Raw genomic sequence first — 19,294 nt, 5'->3', positions numbered from 1 at the left:
GCCGCTCCTTTCTCATCTATTTTGCGCTTCTCGCAATAAAATTACTCTCCGGTGTTTCGTTTTGCAAGAACCTCATTTAGTTATATAAATTAAGAACTAAATCGTAGCTCACTTGACATTGCTTGAAAGTGTCGAAAAAATGAATTGCTCATTTAATTATCTTACTTGATGAAATCTCTCCTCCAAACAGAATCGAGCGAATGCGGTTTAGCTTGCTTAGCCATGGTCGCAAGCCATTACGGCTACCACACTGATCTCGCGGATTTACGTCGTCAATTCTCGATCAGTCTTAAAGGAGCGACGTTAGCTCAATTAATGCGCCATGCGTCGGCAATGCAATTGTCCGCACGACCATTGCGCTTGGAATTGGAAGAGTTAGATCAGTTAGCTTTGCCATGTATTTTGCATTGGAACTTAAATCACTTTGTGGTCTTAAAAAAGATTACTAAAAATTGGCAAGGCAAAGTGACTTTGATTTTGCTTGACCCCGCAGTAGGTGAGCGTCGTGTTGCTTTGCAAGAGGCGTCGGCACACTTTACTGGTGTTGCTTGTGAATTGTCTCCAAGTGCGAGCTTTAAGCCCAAAGACGAGCGTAAAAAGATTGCTATCCGAGATTTAACCGGACACATCGTTGGCCTGCGTCGCGCCATTGTGCAAGTCATGGTACTAGCGTTGGCGTTAGAAATCTTTGCGATTACCTCCCCGTTGTTTAATCAATTTGTGGTGGATGAAGTCATTGTCAGTGGCGACCGCGAGTTACTGACGGTGCTGGTCATTGGCTTTGCTTTACTGATGGTGACTCAAACCGCGATCAGTCTGGCGCGTAGTTGGTTCTTGATGCGCTGGAGTATGGATATCAGTTTTCAATGGAGTGCTCGAGTTTTTGCGCATCTGACGCATTTACCGGTCTCTTTTTTTGAGAAGCGTCATCTGGGTGACGTGGTCTCTCGCTTTGGCAGTATTGGGGCGATCCAGAGTACGTTGACGAGTTTGTTTGTGGAGAGTGCCTTAGACGGTCTGATGGCCTTGCTGGCACTCGGCATGATGTTGTTATATAGCGTGAAGTTATCTGCCTTGGTAATTGTCACTGTCTTGGTGTATGCCGTATTACGCTGGGTGTTTTATCAACCATTTCGCGAGGCTTCGCAAGAACGTTTGGTCTTGTCCTCCAAAGAGAGTAGCCATTTTTTAGAAACTATCCGTGCGATCTCGCCGCTGAAATTATTTGGACGGGAAGAAGAGCGTCGTGCCCGCTGGCTTAATCTTAAAATGGATGTACAAAACCGCGATATCAAGACGCAGAAGATGTCGATCTTGTTTAAGATTTCTAATACCACCTTATTTGGTATTCAAAGTCTGGCTTTGTTTTATATCGGCGCTGGACAGGTCATGCAGAACGTCTTGACGGTTGGGATGCTAATGGCTTTTTCTAGTTACGCCAGCACCTTCTCAGGTCGTTTCTTTAACGTCATTGACTTGGTAGTCAACCTAAAAATGCTAGGACTGCATAGCGAGCGCTTAGCCGATATCGTCTTGGAAGAAGCTGAAATCGATACCGTACAAGAAACCGATATGTCTCGCATACAGCCAACGATTACACTTAAAAACCTGAAATTTCGTTATGCCGAGGGGGAGCCTTGGGTGTTAGACGGGATTAATCTGACCATTCCTGCAGGACAAAGCATTGCTCTGGTTGGCCCTAGCGGTTGTGGCAAAACGACTTTATGCAAAATCATTCTAGATTTGCTTAAACCCACTGAGGGTGAAGTCTTGATTGATAATATTCCGACTAAGCAATTAGGTATAAATGCCTATCGCAAGCTAATTGGTACTGTGATGCAAGATGATGTATTGATGGCCGGCTCGATTCAGGACAACATCAGTTTTTTTGATGCACATACCAAGCAAGAACAGGTCGAGCACTGTGCTAGACAGGCGGCAATTCATGAGGATATTGCGGCCATGCCGATGGGTTATCAGACCTTGGTTGGGGACATGGGTAGTAGTTTGTCAGGAGGGCAAAAGCAGCGAGTCTTGCTAGCGCGTGCCTTGTACAAACAACCCAAGATTCTGGCATTAGATGAAGCCACGAGCCATCTGGATGTGCAGAATGAGCAAAAGGTCAATCAGGCATTGGGTACGCTGAACTTGACTCGCATTATGGTTGCACATCGACCAGAGACAATTGCCAGTGCGGAGCGCGTGGTGTCATTACAGAACGGGAAAGCGGTAGAAATACGTGCTACGTCAATCGACCGCGCTGAACTTAAGCCTGATCAATTTGAGTCGCTGGCAGAACTACAGATGTTGGTTGCCTGATTATTTCAACTAACCAAGCCAATATTCATTGGCTTGGTTTTGTTTTCTCAATGAGAAAAGTTTGAATCTCTCTTCGGTACTTATCCTAAAAAGAAGAAAGCTAATGTATTGTCTTTTGACGGATAGCTGCTACTAACTCAGCCGCAGTAGGGTTGTAATAGCGCATCGCCATTTGCAAGGTTTTCCAGCCAAAGATTTTTGCCAATGTTGCTGCGGGTAATACTTTTGCCCATCTGGACGCTGCTTCATGGCGTAGGTCATGAAAACGTAAATTGGTTATGTCAGCATGTCGGCAAAGTCGACTAAATGCTGCAGTAACGCCATCCGTTGCCTGGAATCCCGTCAATCGGCCATGTGGATGTTGCTGGGCACTACGCAGAGCAGATTCTGCAGTGACTGACAAAGGCACATCCCGAGCAGTCCCATTCTTTGTCATATCCAAATGAATAAAATGATGAGCTAGGTCGATTTGATCCCAAGTTAAGGACACCATTTCTCCGCAACGCATACCAGTTTCGATAGCAAGTACGATTAATAAACTTAGGTCAGATGATTCCCTCTTACTAGCAGTATCAAACAGGCGCTTCTCCTCATCGCCAACCAGACGCCGGGAGCGGCCTCTGGGGAGTTTTGGTTTACGGATATCAGTAATCGTGTTGGCGACCGAAATTGACCAGTCACGGCGGGCTGTATTGAGTAAAGCAGAGAATACGGAAAGTTCTAGTTGTACTGTCTTCGGAGCGACTTCTTTTAGTCGCTGGTCACGGTAAGTGGAAAAGTCGACATTTTGTAGGCTGGCGAGTGGACGTAAAGCCAGAGGGTGTCGCATCAACTGCAAAAGACGGTAATTTTCTTTGACATGACCGCGCTTAGCGGGCGTTACTTCCAAGCGATAGCGTTCTAGTGCATCGCCGAGAGTCGTACTTTCTGCGGTTGAACGGTCGCTAAACTCACCACGTCGCATTTTTGCCTCGACATCTCTGGCCCAGTCGTTGGCTGCTTTGATGGTTTCTAAAGTGCGTGTTTGGGTAGGATAGCCTTTGCACCGGACAATGGCTTGATATTGATACGGACCGCGTTTATTGATCGTTGCCATACTTCTGCTCCAATTGAGGTTGAGGAACAGGGTATAGACACCGGCATTTCAAACGGAAGTGCAGCAAAATTGCAGCAATAAATCGTTTTAAATGCAAAAAGGCTTACAGCAATTCTGTAAGCCTTTGATTTTATTGGTTGCGGGGGCAGGATTTGAACCTACGACCTTCGGGTTATGAGCCCGACGAGCTGCCAGACTGCTCCACCCCGCGTCTGAGAACAACACTATATCCGATTTTGCCCTTGTCCGCAATGCCTATCTTGGATTTATAAGAGCATCGTCGATGTTGCCAGCACTTTAAAACCATTTTCACGCAATTCAGGTGTAGACAAAATTTGCCACTTTCTGTTTCAATTTTATGAATGAAGAACATCGTGACTGACGGTGATACACTCCTTAAAAATTGGTTATCAACATCATCCCATCGTCCATTCTTTTATATTTCTGTGCCATGAAATTTTGCTCCGAATGCGCCACCCCTGTTGTAATCCAGATTCCTGCTGACGACACGCGTGAACGCTTTGTCTGTCCTGCTTGCGGAACAATCCATTATCAAAATCCGAAAATGGTCGTTGGCTCCATTCCAGTCTGGGAGCAAGACGGTGAAATCAAAATCCTGCTATGCAAAAGAGCCATCGAACCTCGTCATGGCTACTGGACCTTGCCTGCAGGTTTTATGGAAAATAATGAGACTACCTCCCAGGCTGCGCAGCGGGAGACTGTAGAAGAAGCTGGTGCACATATTCAATTGCATGAATTGTTTTCAATCCTCAACGTGCCGCATGTGCATCAAGTGCACTTGTTTTATCGGGCGACACTATTAGATTTGGACTATTTGGCAGGTGTAGAAAGCTTGGAAGTCGCTCTGTTTGCAGAAAAAGATATTCCCTGGAAAGACATCGCCTTCCCCACTGTAAGCCATACGCTCAAGTTCTTCTTTGAGGATTTTGCCAAGCTCAAGTCAGGCGGCCAATATACGTTGCATGAGCATGACATTTTCAAACCTATGCGCAGCGACTGACAATGTCCAACAATTAAAAGCTAAACTCACAAAAATCTGCTTTGGTGATAGCCGATCCAGATCAAAACAATTCATCACTTAAACTTTCTAAGTAAATAATAATTTCACTTTTACTATTCAAGGCAACGCGCAATGCATGCACCCATGCATTGCTCGACATATCAAGCATTCGTAGCATCACCCAACATAGGCAAACCATGCAGCAACAGGCGGAACGTCTTAAGGTACTCAGCGCTGGTATTTTCAGTTTGATCTTAGCGGTTGGCGTGGCACGCTTTGCCTACACACCTTTGCTACCCATCATGCAAAAGCAAGCCGGACTCGGGGTATCTGAAGCCGGCTGGCTGGCGGCACTCAACTACGCCGGCTACCTAAGCGGCGCTTTAATCGCTTCGCAAATCAGTGACTTGCGGCTGAAAGACCGGCTGTACCGGATCGGCATGGTGTTTGCCGTGCTCAGTACGATCCTGATGGGGCTGAGCGATCATTTTGCCGTTTGGGCAATTTCTCGCTATGTGGCAGGTTTATGTAGCGCCGCCAGCATGTTGCTAGGGACAGGGCTGATTTTAAACTGGCTGATCCGCCACAATCATCGTAGCGAACTGGGCATACATTTTTCTGGTCTTGGAATTGGTATTGCTGGCTGCGCGGCGGCAGTCGCCGTAATGAGTCACTGGCTAGACTGGCGCGAACAATGGTTTGCTTTTGCTATGATCGGATGCCTTTTGCTAGTCCCTGCATTACGCTGGCTGCCCGCGCCGGATAGCAGCAGCTTGACCAATTCTGGCCAAAAGATGGAAGACCACCCGCCCAGCAGCTTATTTTTAAAATTATTCATGGCGGCTTATTTTTGCACTGGTGTCGGTTACGTTGTCAGTGCGACGTTTATCGTCGCCATTGTTGACCACTTGCCCGGGCTGGCGGGTAAAGGAACCATGATATTTTTGGTGATTGGTCTTGCGGCCACGCCCGCCTGCATACTGTGGGATTTGATGGCGCGCCGGACCGGTGATCTGAATGCGCTGATCCTGGCGGCGGCATTGCAAATCATCGGTATTTTGTTGCCAGTGATGGTGGGTGGACTCGCTGCATCGGTCGTGGGGGCATTGCTGTTTGGCGGTACTTTTATCGGGATGGTAAGTCTGGTATTGACGATGGCGGGACGTTACTATCCAACGCGTCCGGCAAAAATGATGGGGAAAATGACGATATCTTATGGCGTGGCACAAATCATCGCGCCTATCATTACCGCTTGGTTCGCACTACATCAAGGTAGCTACGCATCGGGTTTATATCTGGCGGCTGGCGCCCTGTCGATTGGTACCGTACTATTAATGATGTTAAAAGCCTTAGAATCGCGCGAAACTCTCCGTAAGCTACCAGCATGACTAAAGCAAATCACAGCAAACAAGCAGCATGATCCCTTGGCTAGATACTGACACCCCTTTTCCGGAAATAGAAACCGCGTTGCTAGAGATTGATGGCGCAGCTGGTTTACTGGCGGCCGGTGCAGATTTATCGCCAGAACGTTTGCTCAACGCTTACCAGCACGGCATCTTCCCCTGGTTTTCTGAAGGTCAGCCTATTTTATGGTGGTCAACTGATCCGCGCATGGTCTTAAAAGTCAGCGATTTTAAATTGTCTGACAGCCTAAAAAAGACGCTTAAAAAAATCGCCAAAGATCCGCGCTGGGAAATCCGCTTCGACAGCGCATTCGAGGAAGTTATGCGGGCATGTGCCGGTCCACGCAGAGATGGCGATGGCATCTCAACCGGTACCTGGATATCAGAAGACATCATCGCCGGCTATGTCGGATTGCATCAGCAAGGCTTTGCCCATTCGACCGAGGTCTGGCTAGACGGGCAACTGGTCGGCGGTGCATATGGTGTGTGCATCGGTCGTATGTTCTATGGTGAGTCGATGTTTGCACGGATCACCGATGCCTCTAAAATCGCTCTGGCGCACCTGGTATTTTTCTTACGTAAAAACGATGTGAAAATGATAGACTGCCAGCAACAGACTGCGCATTTAGCGTCTTTGGGCGCCAAACCGATCTCTCGCAGCGAATTTATTCTTCACTTGCAACAAGCAATAGCAATGCCGCCCATCCTGGATTGGACGACTGAAAAGTTATTTACCAAATAAGCTTGAAATGATCTGATCAAAAACGTAATGGTAAAAATGCCGTGACACAGCTGAACGAATTACCTTTTTCTAGCATACAGTTTTTTGCGACAGCGCCCTATCCATGCAGTTATCTGGATGGCTTGCAGGCGCGCTCGCAAGTCGCGACCCCGGCACATCTCATCAATGCCGATACGTATTCAGAACTGATTAAAAACGGTTTCCGCCGTAGTGGCATATTTATTTATCGCCCGCATTGTGACAACTGCCAGGCATGTACGCCGGTACGCGTCCGCGTCAATGAATTTAGCGTCAATCGTAGTCAGCGTCGCGCTAACAGCAAGCATGGCAAACTGGTCGCCCGGGTCGCCTCATTGACCTATTCGCACGAGCATTATGAGCTCTACCATCGCTACCAAAATCAGCGGCATGCCGGCGGCGGAATGGATCAGGATAGTCGTGACCAATATGCGCAGTTTTTACTGCAAAGTCGTGTCAACACTCGGTTGGTCGAGTTTCGCGACGAGCAAGATGTGCTGCGTATGGTCAGCATCATCGATATCCTGAGTGACGGCTTGTCGTCGGTCTATACCTTTTATGATCCGGATGACAGCAATGCGTCTTACGGCACCTACAATGTGCTGTGGCAAATTCAGCAATGCATAGAATTGAATTTGCCTTATCTGTATCTGGGCTACTGGATTGCCGCCAGTCCTAAGATGGCTTACAAGACCAATTTCAAACCGCTAGACGGCTTGATACAAGGTGAGTGGAAAGCTTTATGATGGGACTTACCCAACATCACCCCGGCTGCCTTACAGCATCTCGCCGAGACAAATTTTTATAAGCCTTGACAGAAACATATACTCACCCGTGTATTTTTTAACGTCCAATGATTCTCTGGACAATCAAACCATTTTGTGCTAATACTCCCCCAAAAACAATAAAATTATGCCTGATAAATTACTCTACGCCTTGGCTCGCCCTGTCCTGTTTGCGATGGATGCGGAGCAAGCGCACAACCTCACCTTGCCGGCCTTACGACGCTCTGCCACCCTGGGTCTGACCAAACTAATCGCCAAACCCGCCAATGATGCGCGTACCGTCATGGGCATCCAGTTCCCCAACCCCGTTGGACTTGCGGCGGGTCTGGACAAAGATGGCGCGTATATCGATGGGTTGGCCGGGCTAGGATTTGGCTCGATTGAAATCGGTACCGTCACGCCACGCGCCCAGGCTGGCAACCCGAAGCCACGCATGTTTCGCCTGCCAAAAGCCAATGCCATCATCAACCGTATGGGTTTTAATAATGGCGGCGTGGACGCGTTTATCAGCAATGTGCAGGCATCGCAGTTTTATCAGGACAAGCAAGGTGTGCTCGGACTTAACATCGGTAAAAATGCCGATACCCCGATCGAACGCGCAGCAGAAGACTATCTACTTTGCCTAGAAAAAGTCTATCCCTATGCCAGCTATGTGACGGTCAACATCTCATCGCCCAACACAAAAAATCTACGCCAGTTGCAAGGTGCCAGCGAAGTCGACGCCTTATTGGCGCAGCTCAAAGAAGCGCAACAAAAACTTGCCGATCATTACAAGCGCTATGTGCCGCTGGCATTAAAAATCGCGCCGGATATGGACAGCGAGCAAATCAAAAATATCGCCCAAGCCCTGCTGCGCCACAAAATTGATGGCGTCATCGCCACCAACACCACCATCACCCGCGACGCGGTAAAAGGCCTAGAACATGCTGAAGAGGCAGGCGGATTATCTGGCGAACCAGTATTTGAATTATCGAATAAAGTGATCCGCGCACTCAAATCCGAATTAGGCGATGCCTTACCGATTATCGGCGTCGGTGGGATTTTTTCCGGCGCGGACGCCAAGGCAAAAATCGATGCGGGCGCCGCCCTGGTACAACTATATTCCGGCCTAATTTATCGTGGCCCAGCATTAGTCAGGGAATGCGCGGCAGCACTGAAAGCAAATTCAAAATCACGCTAAAGTCATGCTTATTTCAACCTTGGCTCAACTTTAGCTCAGGTTGAGAAAGCACCTTAATCTCTTTTTTCATTCTGAATTTTTCGTTCTGAGGATGTCAACTTATGCAAACAACTCAACTCGGCAGCAGCGATCTGCAAGTGTCCAAAATCTGTCTTGGCACCATGACCTTTGGCGAACAAAATACCGAAGCCGAAGCACATAGCCAGCTCGATTACGCATTAGAACGCGGCATTAATTTTATTGATACCGCAGAGATGTACCCAGTCATGCCGCGTGCCGAAACCCAAGGTTCGACTGAACGTTACATCGGCACCTGGCTCAAAAAATCCGGCAAGCGCAAAGAGATTATTCTCGCCACTAAAGCAGCAGGTCCGTCACGCGGTTTTGGCTGGATACGTAATGGCGATACCGATCTGACACCCGCCAACATCCGTGCCGCAGTCGAGACCAGCTTGCAACGCTTGCAAACGGATTACATCGATCTGTATCAACTACACTGGCCTAGCCGCAACGCACCGATCTTCGGCCAAAAGTCTTTTGACCCAAAGCTAGAACGTCCTTCGGCAGCCATCGCCGATACGCTGGGCGCGCTCAATGATCTGATCAAAGACGGCAAACTGCGCCAGATCGGCGTCTCGAATGAAACATCTTGGGGCGTCAGTGAGTTTATCAAAGAAGCCGATAAACAATCCGCCAACCGCATTGTCTCTATCCAAAATGCCTACAACCTAGTCAATCGCGGGTTTGAGCAAGGACTGGATGAAACCTGCTTCCGCGAAAACGTCGGTCTGCTAGCCTACAGCCCGCTCGCCTTCGGTCAGCTCACCAACAAATATAACGAAGATGCCAATGCAACAGGTCGCCTAACCCGCTTCCCGGCAACCTGGAGCCCACGCTACATGCGCCCGACCGTATTCGAAGCCAGTCGTCGCTACGCAGAACTCGCCCGCGCCAACGGCATGACACCTGCTCAACTCGCGTTAGCATGGTGCTACTCACGCTGGTTCGTCGCCAGCACCATTATCGGCGCCACGAATTTGACGCAGCTCAAGGAAAATATCGATGCGTTTGAACTGCGTTTGTCGGATGAGGTCATCACCAAAATCAATGCGATTCATGCAGAAATGTCTAATCCGGGGCAGTGACTCTCTTCCTGTCTGCCAGTACAAAGTTACAGCAAAAAACATTGAATGCCCTTCGGGGCATTTTTTTCGCCTGTGCCTTCCTCACCTCAAAAATATTCCCTAGGGAAATTTTTTGTGCCGCAGCTCAATGTCCAGCGCGAAATAAAAATCTCAGTTATGTGTGATATCGCACGGAGCCTGTAAAAATTAAGGTCTATAAGACAACTAGACGGTTCTAAAAATCCTTCAAATCCAGATGCCGCGTGAAGCACAAAACATCGCAATACCCAGGTATTGCAAGGCTTTGTAATAACGCGACTCACTCGATCAGAAGGAATTTTAGTAACGTCGGATAGATGACAGATGGACTCTGTTTCACCACCATAAAGAGTCTCGTCAGATCATCGGCAAGACAGGTTGATGACTATCCATGTTGAACAAGCACAACACCGTAGACATCCAGGCAGAAATGCACACTAACGCAGGCTCAACCAACGGAGGAACTAGATGAGTAATCTATTAGACTTAAAGACAAAGGAATTTACCTATGATCCAGATAATTTATTGGATACGTTAATCACCCAGTTGCACTTCAAAAACGATGCCGCGCTGTCGAGAGCGTTAGAAGTTGCACCGCCGGTAATCAGCAAAATCCGCCATCGAAGACTACCAGTCGGTGCTTCACTGTTGATCCGTATGCATGAAATCTCTAACGTCAGCATCAAAGATTTACGTGCCTATATGGGCGACAGGCGCGCAAAATTCCGCATCAGCCCACAACATTTCAAACCCAGCGCGAACGATATGAGTAACGCTTGATATCAGAGTCGTTGAGCAACATGTGATGACCAGTTTAATTCAGACTCATGCCGGTCATCACAAAAAACGGTGGCAAAGGACAACCCGTCCTCAAACCATCTTCATCCAGCAAAGGAACAAGTAATGAAACCGCAAACAAAAGCTCCGAGCCAACATCAACACAATGGCAAATCACATCCTTCCGATATGGAAGCCGCAAAAAACCAAAAGCAAAAAGCAGAACAAACCGAAGTTGCAGGACGCCATAAAAATGACGGACAAAAAGATCACAAGGGCGCGCGTTAAATTAATAAGCGCATGCTGTACTTACTACAAAAGAGGGTTGTACATTTGAAGAACAATTGGAGCGCGGGAAAAGGTCAGTTATTTTGGTTTGCACTTGATCGGATTGGATTCAGTGTTTTAGTAAAGATTTCTATACCTACGTCTTTTCCGCAATTTTCAGCTGATCCTCTCTCTCCATAGATGGCTGCTAATAATCGTTCTACCCAACCTCCGGAATAGTTAATATTGACCGCTCGACTCAAAATTTCGTTGGTTGCCTTTACATATATTGTTTGTTCTGAACGATAATAAATATCGTTTATGTTTCCATGCTTATACTCATACACGTATTTACTAATTGGCTGACCACCAATCTCCATATCAATGACGCCTTCCTCTTTGAGTATCATTCTAGCCAACTGACCTCCAGGACCTCTACCCTCAATATACTTATATCCATATTTTTTTATCCACCCTTCAGTAGGTGAATTTATTGGATCGTAAAATCCGGGCGCATTGTCAACGACACGATAAATCTTCAGTCCCCATTCGGCATCGCACATCTGATGAAGACGGTAGCGCCCATAGACTGCGTCTGCTGTCGGGATGGCGATAAATATGATTGCGACAAACGGTCTCAACCACCACGGTTTGATATAACTAATCAACAGACTGGCCAGTAACACATAAATAACGGCTAAAAATAGCAATATCAGTAAGCCCATTTAAGTGACCCTTTTTAGATGTGATTGAAAATAAGCGGTCATCTTTTAATATTTATTTTGTTGGTTTAATTGGTTTAAGTGTGTTGGTAAAAAGATCTGAAGTAATAGTTGATCCGCAGTTTCCCGCTGAGCCACGTGCGTCGTATAAGGCTGCTAACAATCGCTCAACCCAACCGCCTTCAAAATTGATATTTACAGCTCGGCTAAGAATTTCGCCTGTTTCGATGACAACAATTCTTTGTTCGACTCTTGAGTACTTGCCGTTTAAATCTCCGAGTTGTGACTGATAGATATACTTGCTAACGGGTTTATCACCAATCTCGGTCTCAATCGCGCCATCTGAACCTAAGCTCAATCGCGCTATTTTTTTATCTGCTCCAAGTCCCTCGCTAAACCTATACCCATATTTTCGAACATTCTCTTCTGAAGGTGATGATGTTGGATCGTAAAATCCAGGCACATTTTCGACTACTCTAAAAATTCTTAATCCCCCTTCTGCATCGCACATCTGATGAAGACGATATCGTCCATAGACTGCGTCTGCCGTCGGGATCGCGATAAATATTATTGCGACAAACGGTCGCAACCACCACGGCTTAATGTAGCTAATCAACAGACTGACCAATAACACATAAATAACAGCTAAAAATAGCAGTATCAGTAAACCCATTTAGATCACCTATTTGTTAACTGTGTCGAGTTCGCTTCGACACGACGAATTGATTGAATCTGCGGAATAAGCCGCCTCCAACGTCGCACGGTAAAGATCCATTGGAACTGGAGTTGCAGCGCAATTCTGGATTTAAACCAAATCGACTGTCGGCGTGAAGCAAAATGTATGCATCTGGAATTCAACCATTCGCTGTCAAACCCTGACCATTCTCCGGCAATGCTTCCCAAGTTTGCAGAAACAGCGGGAGCAACTTCATAGTTATGAATAGCAATCACCTCTTCAATCGAATAGGGCGAAGCAGCGATGACGCGAGCAATATGGTCAAATTGAAAATCCTGGAGTTCTGTATCAAGCCAAAAATCCGAAAGCGCCTCCCACACAGGAGCGCGCAGGAGTAGATCGTCGGCGGTGAGTGCTGCGCTCATATATTGGACGATGTATGTTTATTCATCTTCAGTATGTAATGGAAACAGGGGAAATATATCGTCGGTTTGTCGGGGCTGGAAAACCGAATAAGGTGCCGTTTTACTCTGTCAGACTCAACAACAATATACCTAGCTAGTCAGTGAAATTGGTATCTCAGATGGTTTTGATTCTATCAACGAAATTTACAGTGCTGATAAAATTTTTAGAGCCTCCGAATCAGCATTTCCAGAGATCGAAAGACGCATCACTGGATTAGATACTCAGGCTATGCGTCATATGCATACTCCCCATATTTTTATAGAAATATGCCTTATCGCCCAATCATTATATGGACAGTCTAAATATACCCCTACCGAGTAATTCAACATTACTACTAATCGCTGGTTAACGTATTAAGCCCAAAGATCCCCGTCGCTTGGATAAAGCCTTCAGCACTAAACATCTAGGCAAAAATAAAAAGACCAAAGATAAGCTTTGACTTGACCTCAAAATACTTCTATTATTTCTGTAACGACAGAAATTAAGGAAATGCCATGCAACTGACACCGACTATGCAAAAGTACATCCTTCATTGGGGTGAAATGGGTACACGCTGGGGTGTCAATCGTACTGTGGCACAAATCCACGCACTGCTTTTCCTCAGCAATAAGCCACTACCAGCCGAGGATATTGCCGATACGCTGAATGTCGCCCGCTCTAATGTCAGCAATAGCCTGAAAGAATTACAAAGCTGGGGGCTGGTAAAAATTACTCATGTGCTGGACGACCGCCGCGATCATTTTGTGGCCTTGCAAGACGTGTGGGAAATCTTCCGTGTCATTAGCGAAGAGCGTAAACGCCGCGAGATTGATCCTACCCTGACTGTATTGCGGGAATGCGCTTTGGAAGCGGAAAACGATCCAGGATTAGAAGCGGCGACTAAAGCCAAAATGGAGCAAGTGCTGGCTTTTTTGGAAATGCTGACGGCTACCTATGAAGACTATAAGCACCTACCACCGGCAACCTTGAAGAGATTTTTAAAAATGGGTGGCAAGGTGGCGCGCCTGATCAGTAATGATTGATTGCTCAAGCATTATCGTAAAAAAACATGCGCAAGTAAAAACATCCTAAACAATTTTGACTCAAGGAGTTACTAAAATGAGCGCCATAAGTACCCCAAAACTAACGCTGTATTTCGATGGTAATTGCCCTTTCTGCGCAGCAGAAATGCATAGATTAAAAACTTGGGATAGCGCGGGCAATCTGGAGTTTGCCGATATCGCCGCCGGTGATTTCTCATCTGATTTTTTGGGTGTGACCATGGAAGCACTCGGTCAGGAATTGCATAGTCTGACAGATCAAGGTGAGCTGTTGGTTGGGCTAGACAGTATGCTGGTCGCTTATACCTTGGTAGGCCGTGCATGGATGGTTGCACCTTTGCGCATACGCTTGCTGCGCCCTGCACTGTCTAGCCTATATCGCAGTTTTGCCCGTAACCGTTATCGGATGTCTGCCTTATTGGGATACAAAATACCCGCTTGTAATGAGGGCGTATGTCGCAGAGAGAATCCGTTTCTGTAATCGGCGCCTTATTTCCGCTTTTTTTCGCCTTTTTTTCACCAGTTATTTCTGTCTATACAGAAATTAGAGATATAAAATGAGTTCCATACCAAAAAACACAAAAAGAATATGGCTGGTCAGGTGGATGTACGCCGCTGCCGCGATGCATTTATTGGTCGGTGCTTTGTTACCCTGGATCGCCAATGCATCAATTTTCAATAATTACCATCACGGGATAGAACTCGCCTTCTGGGGCGATGCCTGGAATAGTTTACATACCTTGACTACATCGGGCGCCGCGACAGTACGTGCCCAGCAGGTTTGGTGGATATCGCTATTTGGGCCGACGGTGCAATCCACCGCGATCTGGATGGGCGCACTGGTCTATTTTGGCGACCAGCAACGTAGCAGCTTCGCCTGGAAAGCTCTCATTATCGGGATCGTCGTGTGGGCACCGCAAGACATGCTGATCTCATTACAAGCCGATTGCTGGAACCATGTCTGGGTTGACCTGTTCGCGGTAGTCATGATGTTGCCTCCGCTGATCTGGCTATGGCGCGAAGATCAAACCACATTGACCAAGGCTGCATCATGAATAGCATTCTTTGGATTTTAGTGGCGCAAGGTGTCTTAGGCGCATTGGATGTACTGATCAATCACGAGTGGCGAGAAGGCTTGCCGCAACGACCTAGCGCCATTCTGGAGCAAGCCATCCACGGCGTGCGTGAGGTTTTATATGCCGTGGTCTTTGCCGGACTTGCCTGGTTTGAATGGCACGGTAGCTGGGCCTGGCTTCTTGCAGCAGTGCTGGTGATTGAGGTCTTGCTCACCGCCTGGGATTTTGTAGAAGAAGATCGCACACGCACATTATCTGCCACCGAGCGCGTCATGCATCTGGCGCTGAGCATGGGCGGTGGCGCTTATTGCTCCTTGCTGATTCCGGTTTTATTGACTTGGGCGACATTGCCAGATCAGATGCATTACGTCCACTACGGCGTTACCTCATGGTTATTAAGTCTGATGAGCATCGGCGTATTTGGCTGGGGTGTCCGAGATATGTTGGCAGCGTGGACGATGCAAAGTACGAAGTCAGCGGCGCATTTTTCAATCGCATCCAGCTAATGAGCTAATTCATTGCAATTATAAAAGTGGGGCTAAAAGAAGAAGGATCAGAGATGAACATACTTGTATTAGGTGCGACCGGTCTGATAGGCAGCAACGTAGCGGTGGCCTTGCTCCAAAGTGGATACAAGGTGATTGCGGCAAGCCGCAACAAACCAACTGCGACGCCCGTTAACCAAAAATCTGCAAAGTCGGCCACAAGCTCCCAATGGCGTGAGATTGATTTTGTCGGCATGACGACAGAACAAGCCTGGTTGCCGCATTTAAAAAATATTGATGTTGTCATCAATTGTGTGGGAATTATTCGCGAAGTCAAAGCTGGTGATTTTGATGTGCTGCACCGGGCTGCGCCGTCGCCTTGTTTGCTGCATGCGAGCGGCTTGGTATCGATCAGGTTATTCAGGTTTCTGCTTTGGGTAGCCACGCAGATGCCACGACCGGGTACTGGCGCAGCAAAGGTGCTGCCGAAGACGATTTGCAGTAACAGCGTTTGAAAACAAAAAACTACCCTTACTGATCATGATGCTCATCATGTTCATCATGTGGCGCGTAACGAATTCGCATGCCGTCAACGCCATATCAACAAAAAATACAAAAACGAAAAAATAAGATGGACTATCTCGCCATAAAAACGCTGCATATCCTGTCTGCGACCTTGATGTTTGGTACTGAATTTGGTACCGCGTTCTACCTGTTTTTTATCAATCGCAGCGGCAATGTTCAGGCAATCGCCTTGGTGACGCAATGGGTTGTGCGCGCTGATTGGTGGTTCACGACACCTGCGGTGATTATCCAGCCACTTTCTGGTTTTTGGATGATACGGCTTGCAGGTTTTCCGCTCAGTTCCAGCGGGATGATCTGGTCACTAGCGCTGTATGTTCTGGCAGCGGTTTGCTGATTACCCGTAGTTTGGTTGCAGTTAAAAATGCGCAACATGGCAGCGCTGGCAGCAAGCAACAATCTGGCATTACCAGACCGCTGCTGATTATTTGAAAAAATCCGGACTGCGTTGGGATTCCCGGCATTTGGCGAGTTGCTTGTTGTATATTGGTTGATGGTGCACAAACCAGTTTGAGACTGTTCTTTTAGCTTTTTTAAAGACTTCACACATCATGACAATTAACTTGATTTCTTGCGTCGAATAAGACAACAAATACGAACGAAAAGTGTGTGAAGTACAGGAGCTATTTTAGAAAAAATTCGGCTATTTGAAACGCTAATGTAACGTCTCAAATCAGCGGGTAATTCTTATATTATCTTATTTTATTTCTTTAATCTGATCTGCATTTTTTACCAAAATATGTGTTTGGTAATAATACTTGTCAGTTTTAACGCCTTTCTCAAAAAACCAAACCGTTACTCTCTTAATGGTGCCCTGCACGCGAATACGATGTCCTTTAATGAGCGGATCAAGATCATTACCTAAAGTGTGTACCAACTCCGCTTCAGCGGTTGGATACACATCTACTGAGATATTTTTCGGATCGCGATAATCTTCTTCTGAATTCAGGATAATCCTGTCTTTCAGATGTCCGATAGCTTTAACTTCCATCGTAAAGTTTACCTTGACACCTGCAGGTGCAGCTCTTGCCGCCATATCAACCAGTTGTACAGGATTAGAGATTAATGGCTCAGCATCTTGTGCTTGTGCCATATTTTCTGTCATGGTAAAAATAAGGGTGGCAATACTCAAGCACGCCATAGTTTTTTTCAACATAGGTAGTTTCTTTGATTTGTAGAAGAGATTACTGCATCGCCCGCACAGGAATCGGCACATTACATAAATCAATATAGCCTGCGGGGACTTTGTACCAATCACCGCCACGGTTACGTTGTGCTTCAACGATTGCTTTAAAGGTTGGCGTATCGGTGCGTATGACTTCCAATTTACTCCGTTCGGCTTCTGGCACATCGGCAGCGATACGGATGGATTTGATCGGTGTCTTGATCTCGGTTTCTTTATAAAAACCCAAAGGGCCGGTACCGCGTGGCAGGGTGGTCAGTAGTTCTATCCCCTGCCTTATCCGGCCGACCAAAGTGACATTTCTGTCCAATTGGCGTGGCGCATGGCCGCTTACTATATACATTGAGCTGCCGTCACCGCTCGTTACCTCGTTGCTTCTGCCAATCCCGACACTGGCATAACAATGTGCCAGCCAGGCAGTGCCGGTTTTGGGATCACGTCCAGCCGGAAAGCCGTCTGCATGACCAACTTGGGGGGCAAACCCATCTGCATCCGGCAAGCGTGTAAATGGCAGTTTTTTATCGTACTTAACGGTGAATTCAGGATCCAGATTTTTTCGGGCAGTTTTGACTTCGCGCTTTTTTGCTGGATTTTCATCTTCGGGATCGCCCCATTGGACGACGTAATTTTCTTGTGAGCGTATGACCACAAGCCCATTGAAATATCCCTCGCTGACCAACGCTTTGATATTCTTCACATGATCAGGAGCGAAGTCGGGCGCAAGCTCAATCACCACCCGTCCTTTTTCTAGATCCATATACAAGGTGTTGTTTGGATCAAGTGGACGCCAGTCAGTTGCCGCAGAAGCTTTAATTAGATCTGCCATGGTGGGTTTTGCAACCGCTTTTGCGGAGGTAGTGGCGGGCGTCTTTGTCAAGGGCTTGGTATCACTAGCGAACGCGGTATTGACCCAGGCAGTTGACAGCAACAAGCTGGTGGCAGTTAATGCGGCGCCAGCCAGCTTTGTTTTTTTACAGGAATGCGGAACAGAACTTTGTACAGATGCGTGCATAACGTGACTCCGAAAAAATAACGAATACTATGGACTTATTAATAGAAATTGCCTGCCAAGCAAGATTATTGAAGGTACGCGATAGGTAGAAATTTGTCTAGTGTCTGTGGTGTCCAGAAGGATGCATAGTCATACAAATACAAGGTGTATTTGTAGAGAATTTATAGTGTATTTGAACTAAGGTCTACATAAAGCTGACTGAAAATATTTTCTATAAATGAGCTAATAAACTGATGCACTTGTTATGATCAATATTTAGAAAAAGTATGCCATTTTATGAAACCTACTCGCTCCGGATTTACCTTAGTAGAAATGATGGTCGTCATCGCGATTATTGGCATCTTGGGTACGATAGCATATCCGTCGATACAATTGCGCTTTGTCAGGCAGCAAATCGAATCAATTACTCCGCTCACCGATGTCGCAAAAAAACCCATCGCAGCAGCATGGACTGCTACACAAAAAATGCCGGCTGATAATGCCGCCGCTGGTTTGCCTAGTGCCGATAAAATGGTCGGAAATTTTGTGAGTAATGTGAACGTACAGGATGGCGCAATCACAGTCACCTTTGGCAACCAGGCAAACAATGCCATCAAAGGCAAACTACTAACGCTGCGCCCTGCAGTCGTCTTAGATGCGCAAGTCGTTCCAGTAGCGTGGATCTGCGGCGGGGCAGATGTTCCCGAAAAAATGACGGCATTAGGCATTGATCAGACAACAGTTCCGGCCGGGATGTTGTCATTTAGTTGCCAGAAACGGACTAAATAATAAGGTGTGCATAAGGTGTCACTAAGTCTTTCATCTTCAGTTGAAAGCGTATTGAATTCGTTTTTAAGGAGCTATAACGTCGCTCGCCGATTGAAGACCTTGAAAGAAATGAGACCTTATGAATTCATCTTTTTTTGCTGCATAAAAAAACAGAACGATTTATCGTTAATCAGCCGCATTGCATTACAGGGCTAAACACCTAGTATTTCAATTTTTCACATTGCGCATTTTTGAATGGTCCGCTGGTACGTTCCCATCCTGCTCCTGGTGAAATTTGCGAGCAAACTTCTGCCGTATCAATCTTGCTGCGCCATTTGTACCAATCGGCAGGGGCTGCATTGGCACTGAAGGCCGGCACCACAGACAATGACAGTAAAAATAACTTGGATAAGATGTTCATTTTAAATATGAGATAAAAACTAAGCCCAGTTTAAGCGAAACTGGATACATCACAAACCCAATGATGTATCCAGTAAATAATTCAGTCTAGCCTTTTTGTTTTCCCCTCAAATAT

At 46.7% G+C, this 19,294-nt stretch carries 22 protein-coding genes, 1 tRNA gene and 1 pseudogene; 16 read left to right on the top strand and 8 right to left on the bottom strand.

Annotation, left to right across the window (positions count from 1 at the left end; genetic code table 11):
* The first annotated feature begins 168 nt into the window (after nucleotides 1-168).
* Nucleotides 169-2,319, top strand: a complete 2,151-nt coding sequence (locus QN395_RS10460; RefSeq protein ID WP_323491939.1) for a peptidase domain-containing ABC transporter — start codon at nucleotides 169-171, stop codon at nucleotides 2,317-2,319.
* Nucleotides 2,320-2,419: 100 nt separating this feature from the next.
* Here QN395_RS10460 and QN395_RS10455 read toward each other — a convergent pair whose 3' ends face one another.
* Nucleotides 2,420-3,415, bottom strand: coding sequence for a site-specific integrase (locus tag QN395_RS10455; protein ID WP_323491938.1), 996 nt, complete (start codon nucleotides 3,413-3,415; stop codon nucleotides 2,420-2,422).
* 134 nt (nucleotides 3,416-3,549) lie between these two features.
* Nucleotides 3,550-3,626: transfer RNA gene (locus tag QN395_RS10450), tRNA-Met, on the bottom strand.
* 240 nt (nucleotides 3,627-3,866) lie between these two features.
* On the opposite strand from QN395_RS10450, the gene QN395_RS10445 reads away from it, so the two are divergent.
* The 8 genes from QN395_RS10445 (at nucleotide 3,867) to QN395_RS10410 (ending at nucleotide 10,792) form a co-directional block, all read left to right on the top strand.
* Entirely contained in the window at nucleotides 3,867-4,436 is a 570-nt protein-coding gene (locus QN395_RS10445; protein ID WP_322119626.1) for an NUDIX hydrolase, read from the top strand.
* Nucleotides 4,437-4,633: 197 nt separating this feature from the next.
* Nucleotides 4,634-5,824, top strand: a complete 1,191-nt coding sequence (locus tag QN395_RS10440) for a YbfB/YjiJ family MFS transporter (RefSeq protein ID WP_322119627.1) — start codon at nucleotides 4,634-4,636, stop codon at nucleotides 5,822-5,824.
* 28 nt (nucleotides 5,825-5,852) lie between these two features.
* Nucleotides 5,853-6,581: a leucyl/phenylalanyl-tRNA--protein transferase gene (aat, locus tag QN395_RS10435; RefSeq protein ID WP_322119628.1), complete on the top strand. Its 729-nt coding sequence runs from the start codon at nucleotides 5,853-5,855 to the stop codon at nucleotides 6,579-6,581.
* 41 nt (nucleotides 6,582-6,622) lie between these two features.
* Nucleotides 6,623-7,345 (top strand): arginyltransferase, encoded by a 723-nt coding sequence (locus QN395_RS10430; protein WP_322119629.1) that lies wholly within the window; start codon nucleotides 6,623-6,625, stop codon nucleotides 7,343-7,345.
* 166 nt (nucleotides 7,346-7,511) lie between these two features.
* Nucleotides 7,512-8,564 carry a quinone-dependent dihydroorotate dehydrogenase gene (locus QN395_RS10425; protein ID WP_322119630.1) on the top strand — a complete coding sequence of 351 codons (1,053 nt, stop codon included), beginning with the start codon at nucleotides 7,512-7,514 and terminating at the stop codon, nucleotides 8,562-8,564.
* Between the two features lie 101 nt (nucleotides 8,565-8,665).
* A complete protein-coding gene (locus QN395_RS10420; protein ID WP_322119631.1) occupies nucleotides 8,666-9,709 on the top strand; it encodes an aldo/keto reductase in 1,044 nt (347 codons plus the stop codon).
* A 486-nt stretch (nucleotides 9,710-10,195) separates the two neighbouring features.
* Nucleotides 10,196-10,507, top strand: a complete 312-nt coding sequence (locus QN395_RS10415; RefSeq protein WP_322119632.1) for a hypothetical protein — start codon at nucleotides 10,196-10,198, stop codon at nucleotides 10,505-10,507.
* A 123-nt stretch (nucleotides 10,508-10,630) separates the two neighbouring features.
* Complete coding sequence (locus QN395_RS10410) at nucleotides 10,631-10,792, top strand: hypothetical protein (protein WP_322119633.1); 162 nt, start codon at nucleotides 10,631-10,633, stop codon at nucleotides 10,790-10,792.
* A 74-nt stretch (nucleotides 10,793-10,866) separates the two neighbouring features.
* Here QN395_RS10410 and QN395_RS10405 read toward each other — a convergent pair whose 3' ends face one another.
* Genes QN395_RS10405 through QN395_RS10395 form a run of 3 tightly spaced genes read right to left on the bottom strand, consistent with a single transcriptional unit; the run spans nucleotide 10,867 to nucleotide 12,594 of the window.
* On the bottom strand, nucleotides 10,867-11,496 hold the full coding sequence (locus QN395_RS10405) for a hypothetical protein (protein WP_322119634.1): 630 nt from the start codon (nucleotides 11,494-11,496) through the stop codon (nucleotides 10,867-10,869).
* A 52-nt stretch (nucleotides 11,497-11,548) separates the two neighbouring features.
* On the bottom strand, nucleotides 11,549-12,166 hold the full coding sequence (locus QN395_RS10400) for a hypothetical protein (protein ID WP_322119635.1): 618 nt from the start codon (nucleotides 12,164-12,166) through the stop codon (nucleotides 11,549-11,551).
* A 5-nt stretch (nucleotides 12,167-12,171) separates the two neighbouring features.
* A complete protein-coding gene (locus QN395_RS10395) occupies nucleotides 12,172-12,594 on the bottom strand; it encodes a hypothetical protein (RefSeq protein WP_322119636.1) in 423 nt (140 codons plus the stop codon).
* A gap of 534 nt (nucleotides 12,595-13,128) precedes the next feature.
* Between QN395_RS10395 and QN395_RS10390 the strand changes: the two genes are divergently transcribed.
* The 6 genes and pseudogenes from QN395_RS10390 to QN395_RS10365 all read left to right on the top strand — a co-directional run bounded on the left by QN395_RS10390 (nucleotide 13,129) and on the right by QN395_RS10365 (nucleotide 16,331).
* Nucleotides 13,129-13,656, top strand: a complete 528-nt coding sequence (locus QN395_RS10390; RefSeq protein WP_322119637.1) for a GbsR/MarR family transcriptional regulator — start codon at nucleotides 13,129-13,131, stop codon at nucleotides 13,654-13,656.
* A 76-nt stretch (nucleotides 13,657-13,732) separates the two neighbouring features.
* Nucleotides 13,733-14,155, top strand: a complete 423-nt coding sequence (locus tag QN395_RS10385; protein WP_322119638.1) for a thiol-disulfide oxidoreductase DCC family protein — start codon at nucleotides 13,733-13,735, stop codon at nucleotides 14,153-14,155.
* A gap of 76 nt (nucleotides 14,156-14,231) precedes the next feature.
* Entirely contained in the window at nucleotides 14,232-14,729 is a 498-nt protein-coding gene (locus tag QN395_RS10380; RefSeq protein ID WP_322119639.1) for a cell division protein, read from the top strand.
* Nucleotides 14,726-15,256: a hypothetical protein gene (locus QN395_RS10375; protein WP_322119640.1), complete on the top strand. Its 531-nt coding sequence runs from the start codon at nucleotides 14,726-14,728 to the stop codon at nucleotides 15,254-15,256. Before QN395_RS10380 ends, QN395_RS10375 begins: the two co-directional genes overlap by 4 nt.
* Before the next feature lie 53 nt (nucleotides 15,257-15,309).
* The gene (locus QN395_RS10370) at nucleotides 15,310-15,750 is read left to right on the top strand and encodes an SDR family NAD(P)-dependent oxidoreductase (protein WP_322119641.1); all 441 of its coding nucleotides are present in this window, start codon (nucleotides 15,310-15,312) and stop codon (nucleotides 15,748-15,750) included.
* Between the two features lie 116 nt (nucleotides 15,751-15,866).
* Nucleotides 15,867-16,331 (top strand): annotated as a pseudogene (locus tag QN395_RS10365) (DUF2269 family protein).
* A gap of 183 nt (nucleotides 16,332-16,514) precedes the next feature.
* On the opposite strand, the gene QN395_RS10360 reads toward QN395_RS10365, so the two are convergent.
* Complete coding sequence (locus tag QN395_RS10360; protein WP_322119642.1) at nucleotides 16,515-16,973, bottom strand: hypothetical protein; 459 nt, start codon at nucleotides 16,971-16,973, stop codon at nucleotides 16,515-16,517.
* 28 nt (nucleotides 16,974-17,001) lie between these two features.
* Nucleotides 17,002-18,012 carry a peptidylprolyl isomerase gene (locus QN395_RS10355; RefSeq protein ID WP_322119643.1) on the bottom strand — a complete coding sequence of 337 codons (1,011 nt, stop codon included), beginning with the start codon at nucleotides 18,010-18,012 and terminating at the stop codon, nucleotides 17,002-17,004.
* Nucleotides 18,013-18,288: 276 nt separating this feature from the next.
* Between QN395_RS10355 and QN395_RS10350 the strand changes: the two genes are divergently transcribed.
* On the top strand, nucleotides 18,289-18,780 hold the full coding sequence (locus QN395_RS10350) for a pilin (protein ID WP_322119644.1): 492 nt from the start codon (nucleotides 18,289-18,291) through the stop codon (nucleotides 18,778-18,780).
* A gap of 199 nt (nucleotides 18,781-18,979) precedes the next feature.
* On the opposite strand, the gene QN395_RS10345 is transcribed toward QN395_RS10350, so the two are convergent.
* Nucleotides 18,980-19,180, bottom strand: coding sequence for a hypothetical protein (locus tag QN395_RS10345; RefSeq protein ID WP_322119645.1), 201 nt, complete (start codon nucleotides 19,178-19,180; stop codon nucleotides 18,980-18,982).
* Nucleotides 19,181-19,294 lie beyond the last annotated feature (114 nt).

Origin of the sequence: Undibacterium sp. RTI2.2, assembly GCF_035018705.1 — a bacterium.
In the GTDB taxonomy this organism is placed as follows: domain Bacteria; phylum Pseudomonadota; class Gammaproteobacteria; order Burkholderiales; family Burkholderiaceae_D; genus Undibacterium.
Note: the sequence above shows the minus strand (reverse complement) of the source record. Positions and strands in the feature narration are given on the sequence as shown.

Coding starts and splice junctions, on each gene's coding strand:
- QN395_RS10460 (WP_323491939.1), top strand. CDS start 169: ATGAAATCTCTCCTCCAAACAGAATCGAGCGAATGCGGTTTAGCTTGC.
- QN395_RS10455 (WP_323491938.1), bottom strand. CDS start 3,415: ATGGCAACGATCAATAAACGCGGTCCGTATCAATATCAAGCCATTGTC.
- QN395_RS10445 (WP_322119626.1), top strand. CDS start 3,867: ATGAAATTTTGCTCCGAATGCGCCACCCCTGTTGTAATCCAGATTCCT.
- QN395_RS10440 (WP_322119627.1), top strand. CDS start 4,634: ATGCAGCAACAGGCGGAACGTCTTAAGGTACTCAGCGCTGGTATTTTC.
- aat (WP_322119628.1), top strand. CDS start 5,853: ATGATCCCTTGGCTAGATACTGACACCCCTTTTCCGGAAATAGAAACC.
- QN395_RS10425 (WP_322119630.1), top strand. CDS start 7,512: ATGCCTGATAAATTACTCTACGCCTTGGCTCGCCCTGTCCTGTTTGCG.
- QN395_RS10420 (WP_322119631.1), top strand. CDS start 8,666: ATGCAAACAACTCAACTCGGCAGCAGCGATCTGCAAGTGTCCAAAATC.
- QN395_RS10415 (WP_322119632.1), top strand. CDS start 10,196: ATGAGTAATCTATTAGACTTAAAGACAAAGGAATTTACCTATGATCCA.
- QN395_RS10410 (WP_322119633.1), top strand. CDS start 10,631: ATGAAACCGCAAACAAAAGCTCCGAGCCAACATCAACACAATGGCAAA.
- QN395_RS10405 (WP_322119634.1), bottom strand. CDS start 11,496: ATGGGCTTACTGATATTGCTATTTTTAGCCGTTATTTATGTGTTACTG.
- QN395_RS10400 (WP_322119635.1), bottom strand. CDS start 12,166: ATGGGTTTACTGATACTGCTATTTTTAGCTGTTATTTATGTGTTATTG.
- QN395_RS10395 (WP_322119636.1), bottom strand. CDS start 12,594: ATGAGCGCAGCACTCACCGCCGACGATCTACTCCTGCGCGCTCCTGTG.
- QN395_RS10390 (WP_322119637.1), top strand. CDS start 13,129: ATGCAACTGACACCGACTATGCAAAAGTACATCCTTCATTGGGGTGAA.
- QN395_RS10385 (WP_322119638.1), top strand. CDS start 13,733: ATGAGCGCCATAAGTACCCCAAAACTAACGCTGTATTTCGATGGTAAT.
- QN395_RS10380 (WP_322119639.1), top strand. CDS start 14,232: ATGAGTTCCATACCAAAAAACACAAAAAGAATATGGCTGGTCAGGTGG.
- QN395_RS10375 (WP_322119640.1), top strand. CDS start 14,726: ATGAATAGCATTCTTTGGATTTTAGTGGCGCAAGGTGTCTTAGGCGCA.
- QN395_RS10370 (WP_322119641.1), top strand. CDS start 15,310: ATGAACATACTTGTATTAGGTGCGACCGGTCTGATAGGCAGCAACGTA.
- QN395_RS10360 (WP_322119642.1), bottom strand. CDS start 16,973: ATGTTGAAAAAAACTATGGCGTGCTTGAGTATTGCCACCCTTATTTTT.
- QN395_RS10355 (WP_322119643.1), bottom strand. CDS start 18,012: ATGCACGCATCTGTACAAAGTTCTGTTCCGCATTCCTGTAAAAAAACA.
- QN395_RS10350 (WP_322119644.1), top strand. CDS start 18,289: ATGAAACCTACTCGCTCCGGATTTACCTTAGTAGAAATGATGGTCGTC.
- QN395_RS10345 (WP_322119645.1), bottom strand. CDS start 19,180: ATGAACATCTTATCCAAGTTATTTTTACTGTCATTGTCTGTGGTGCCG.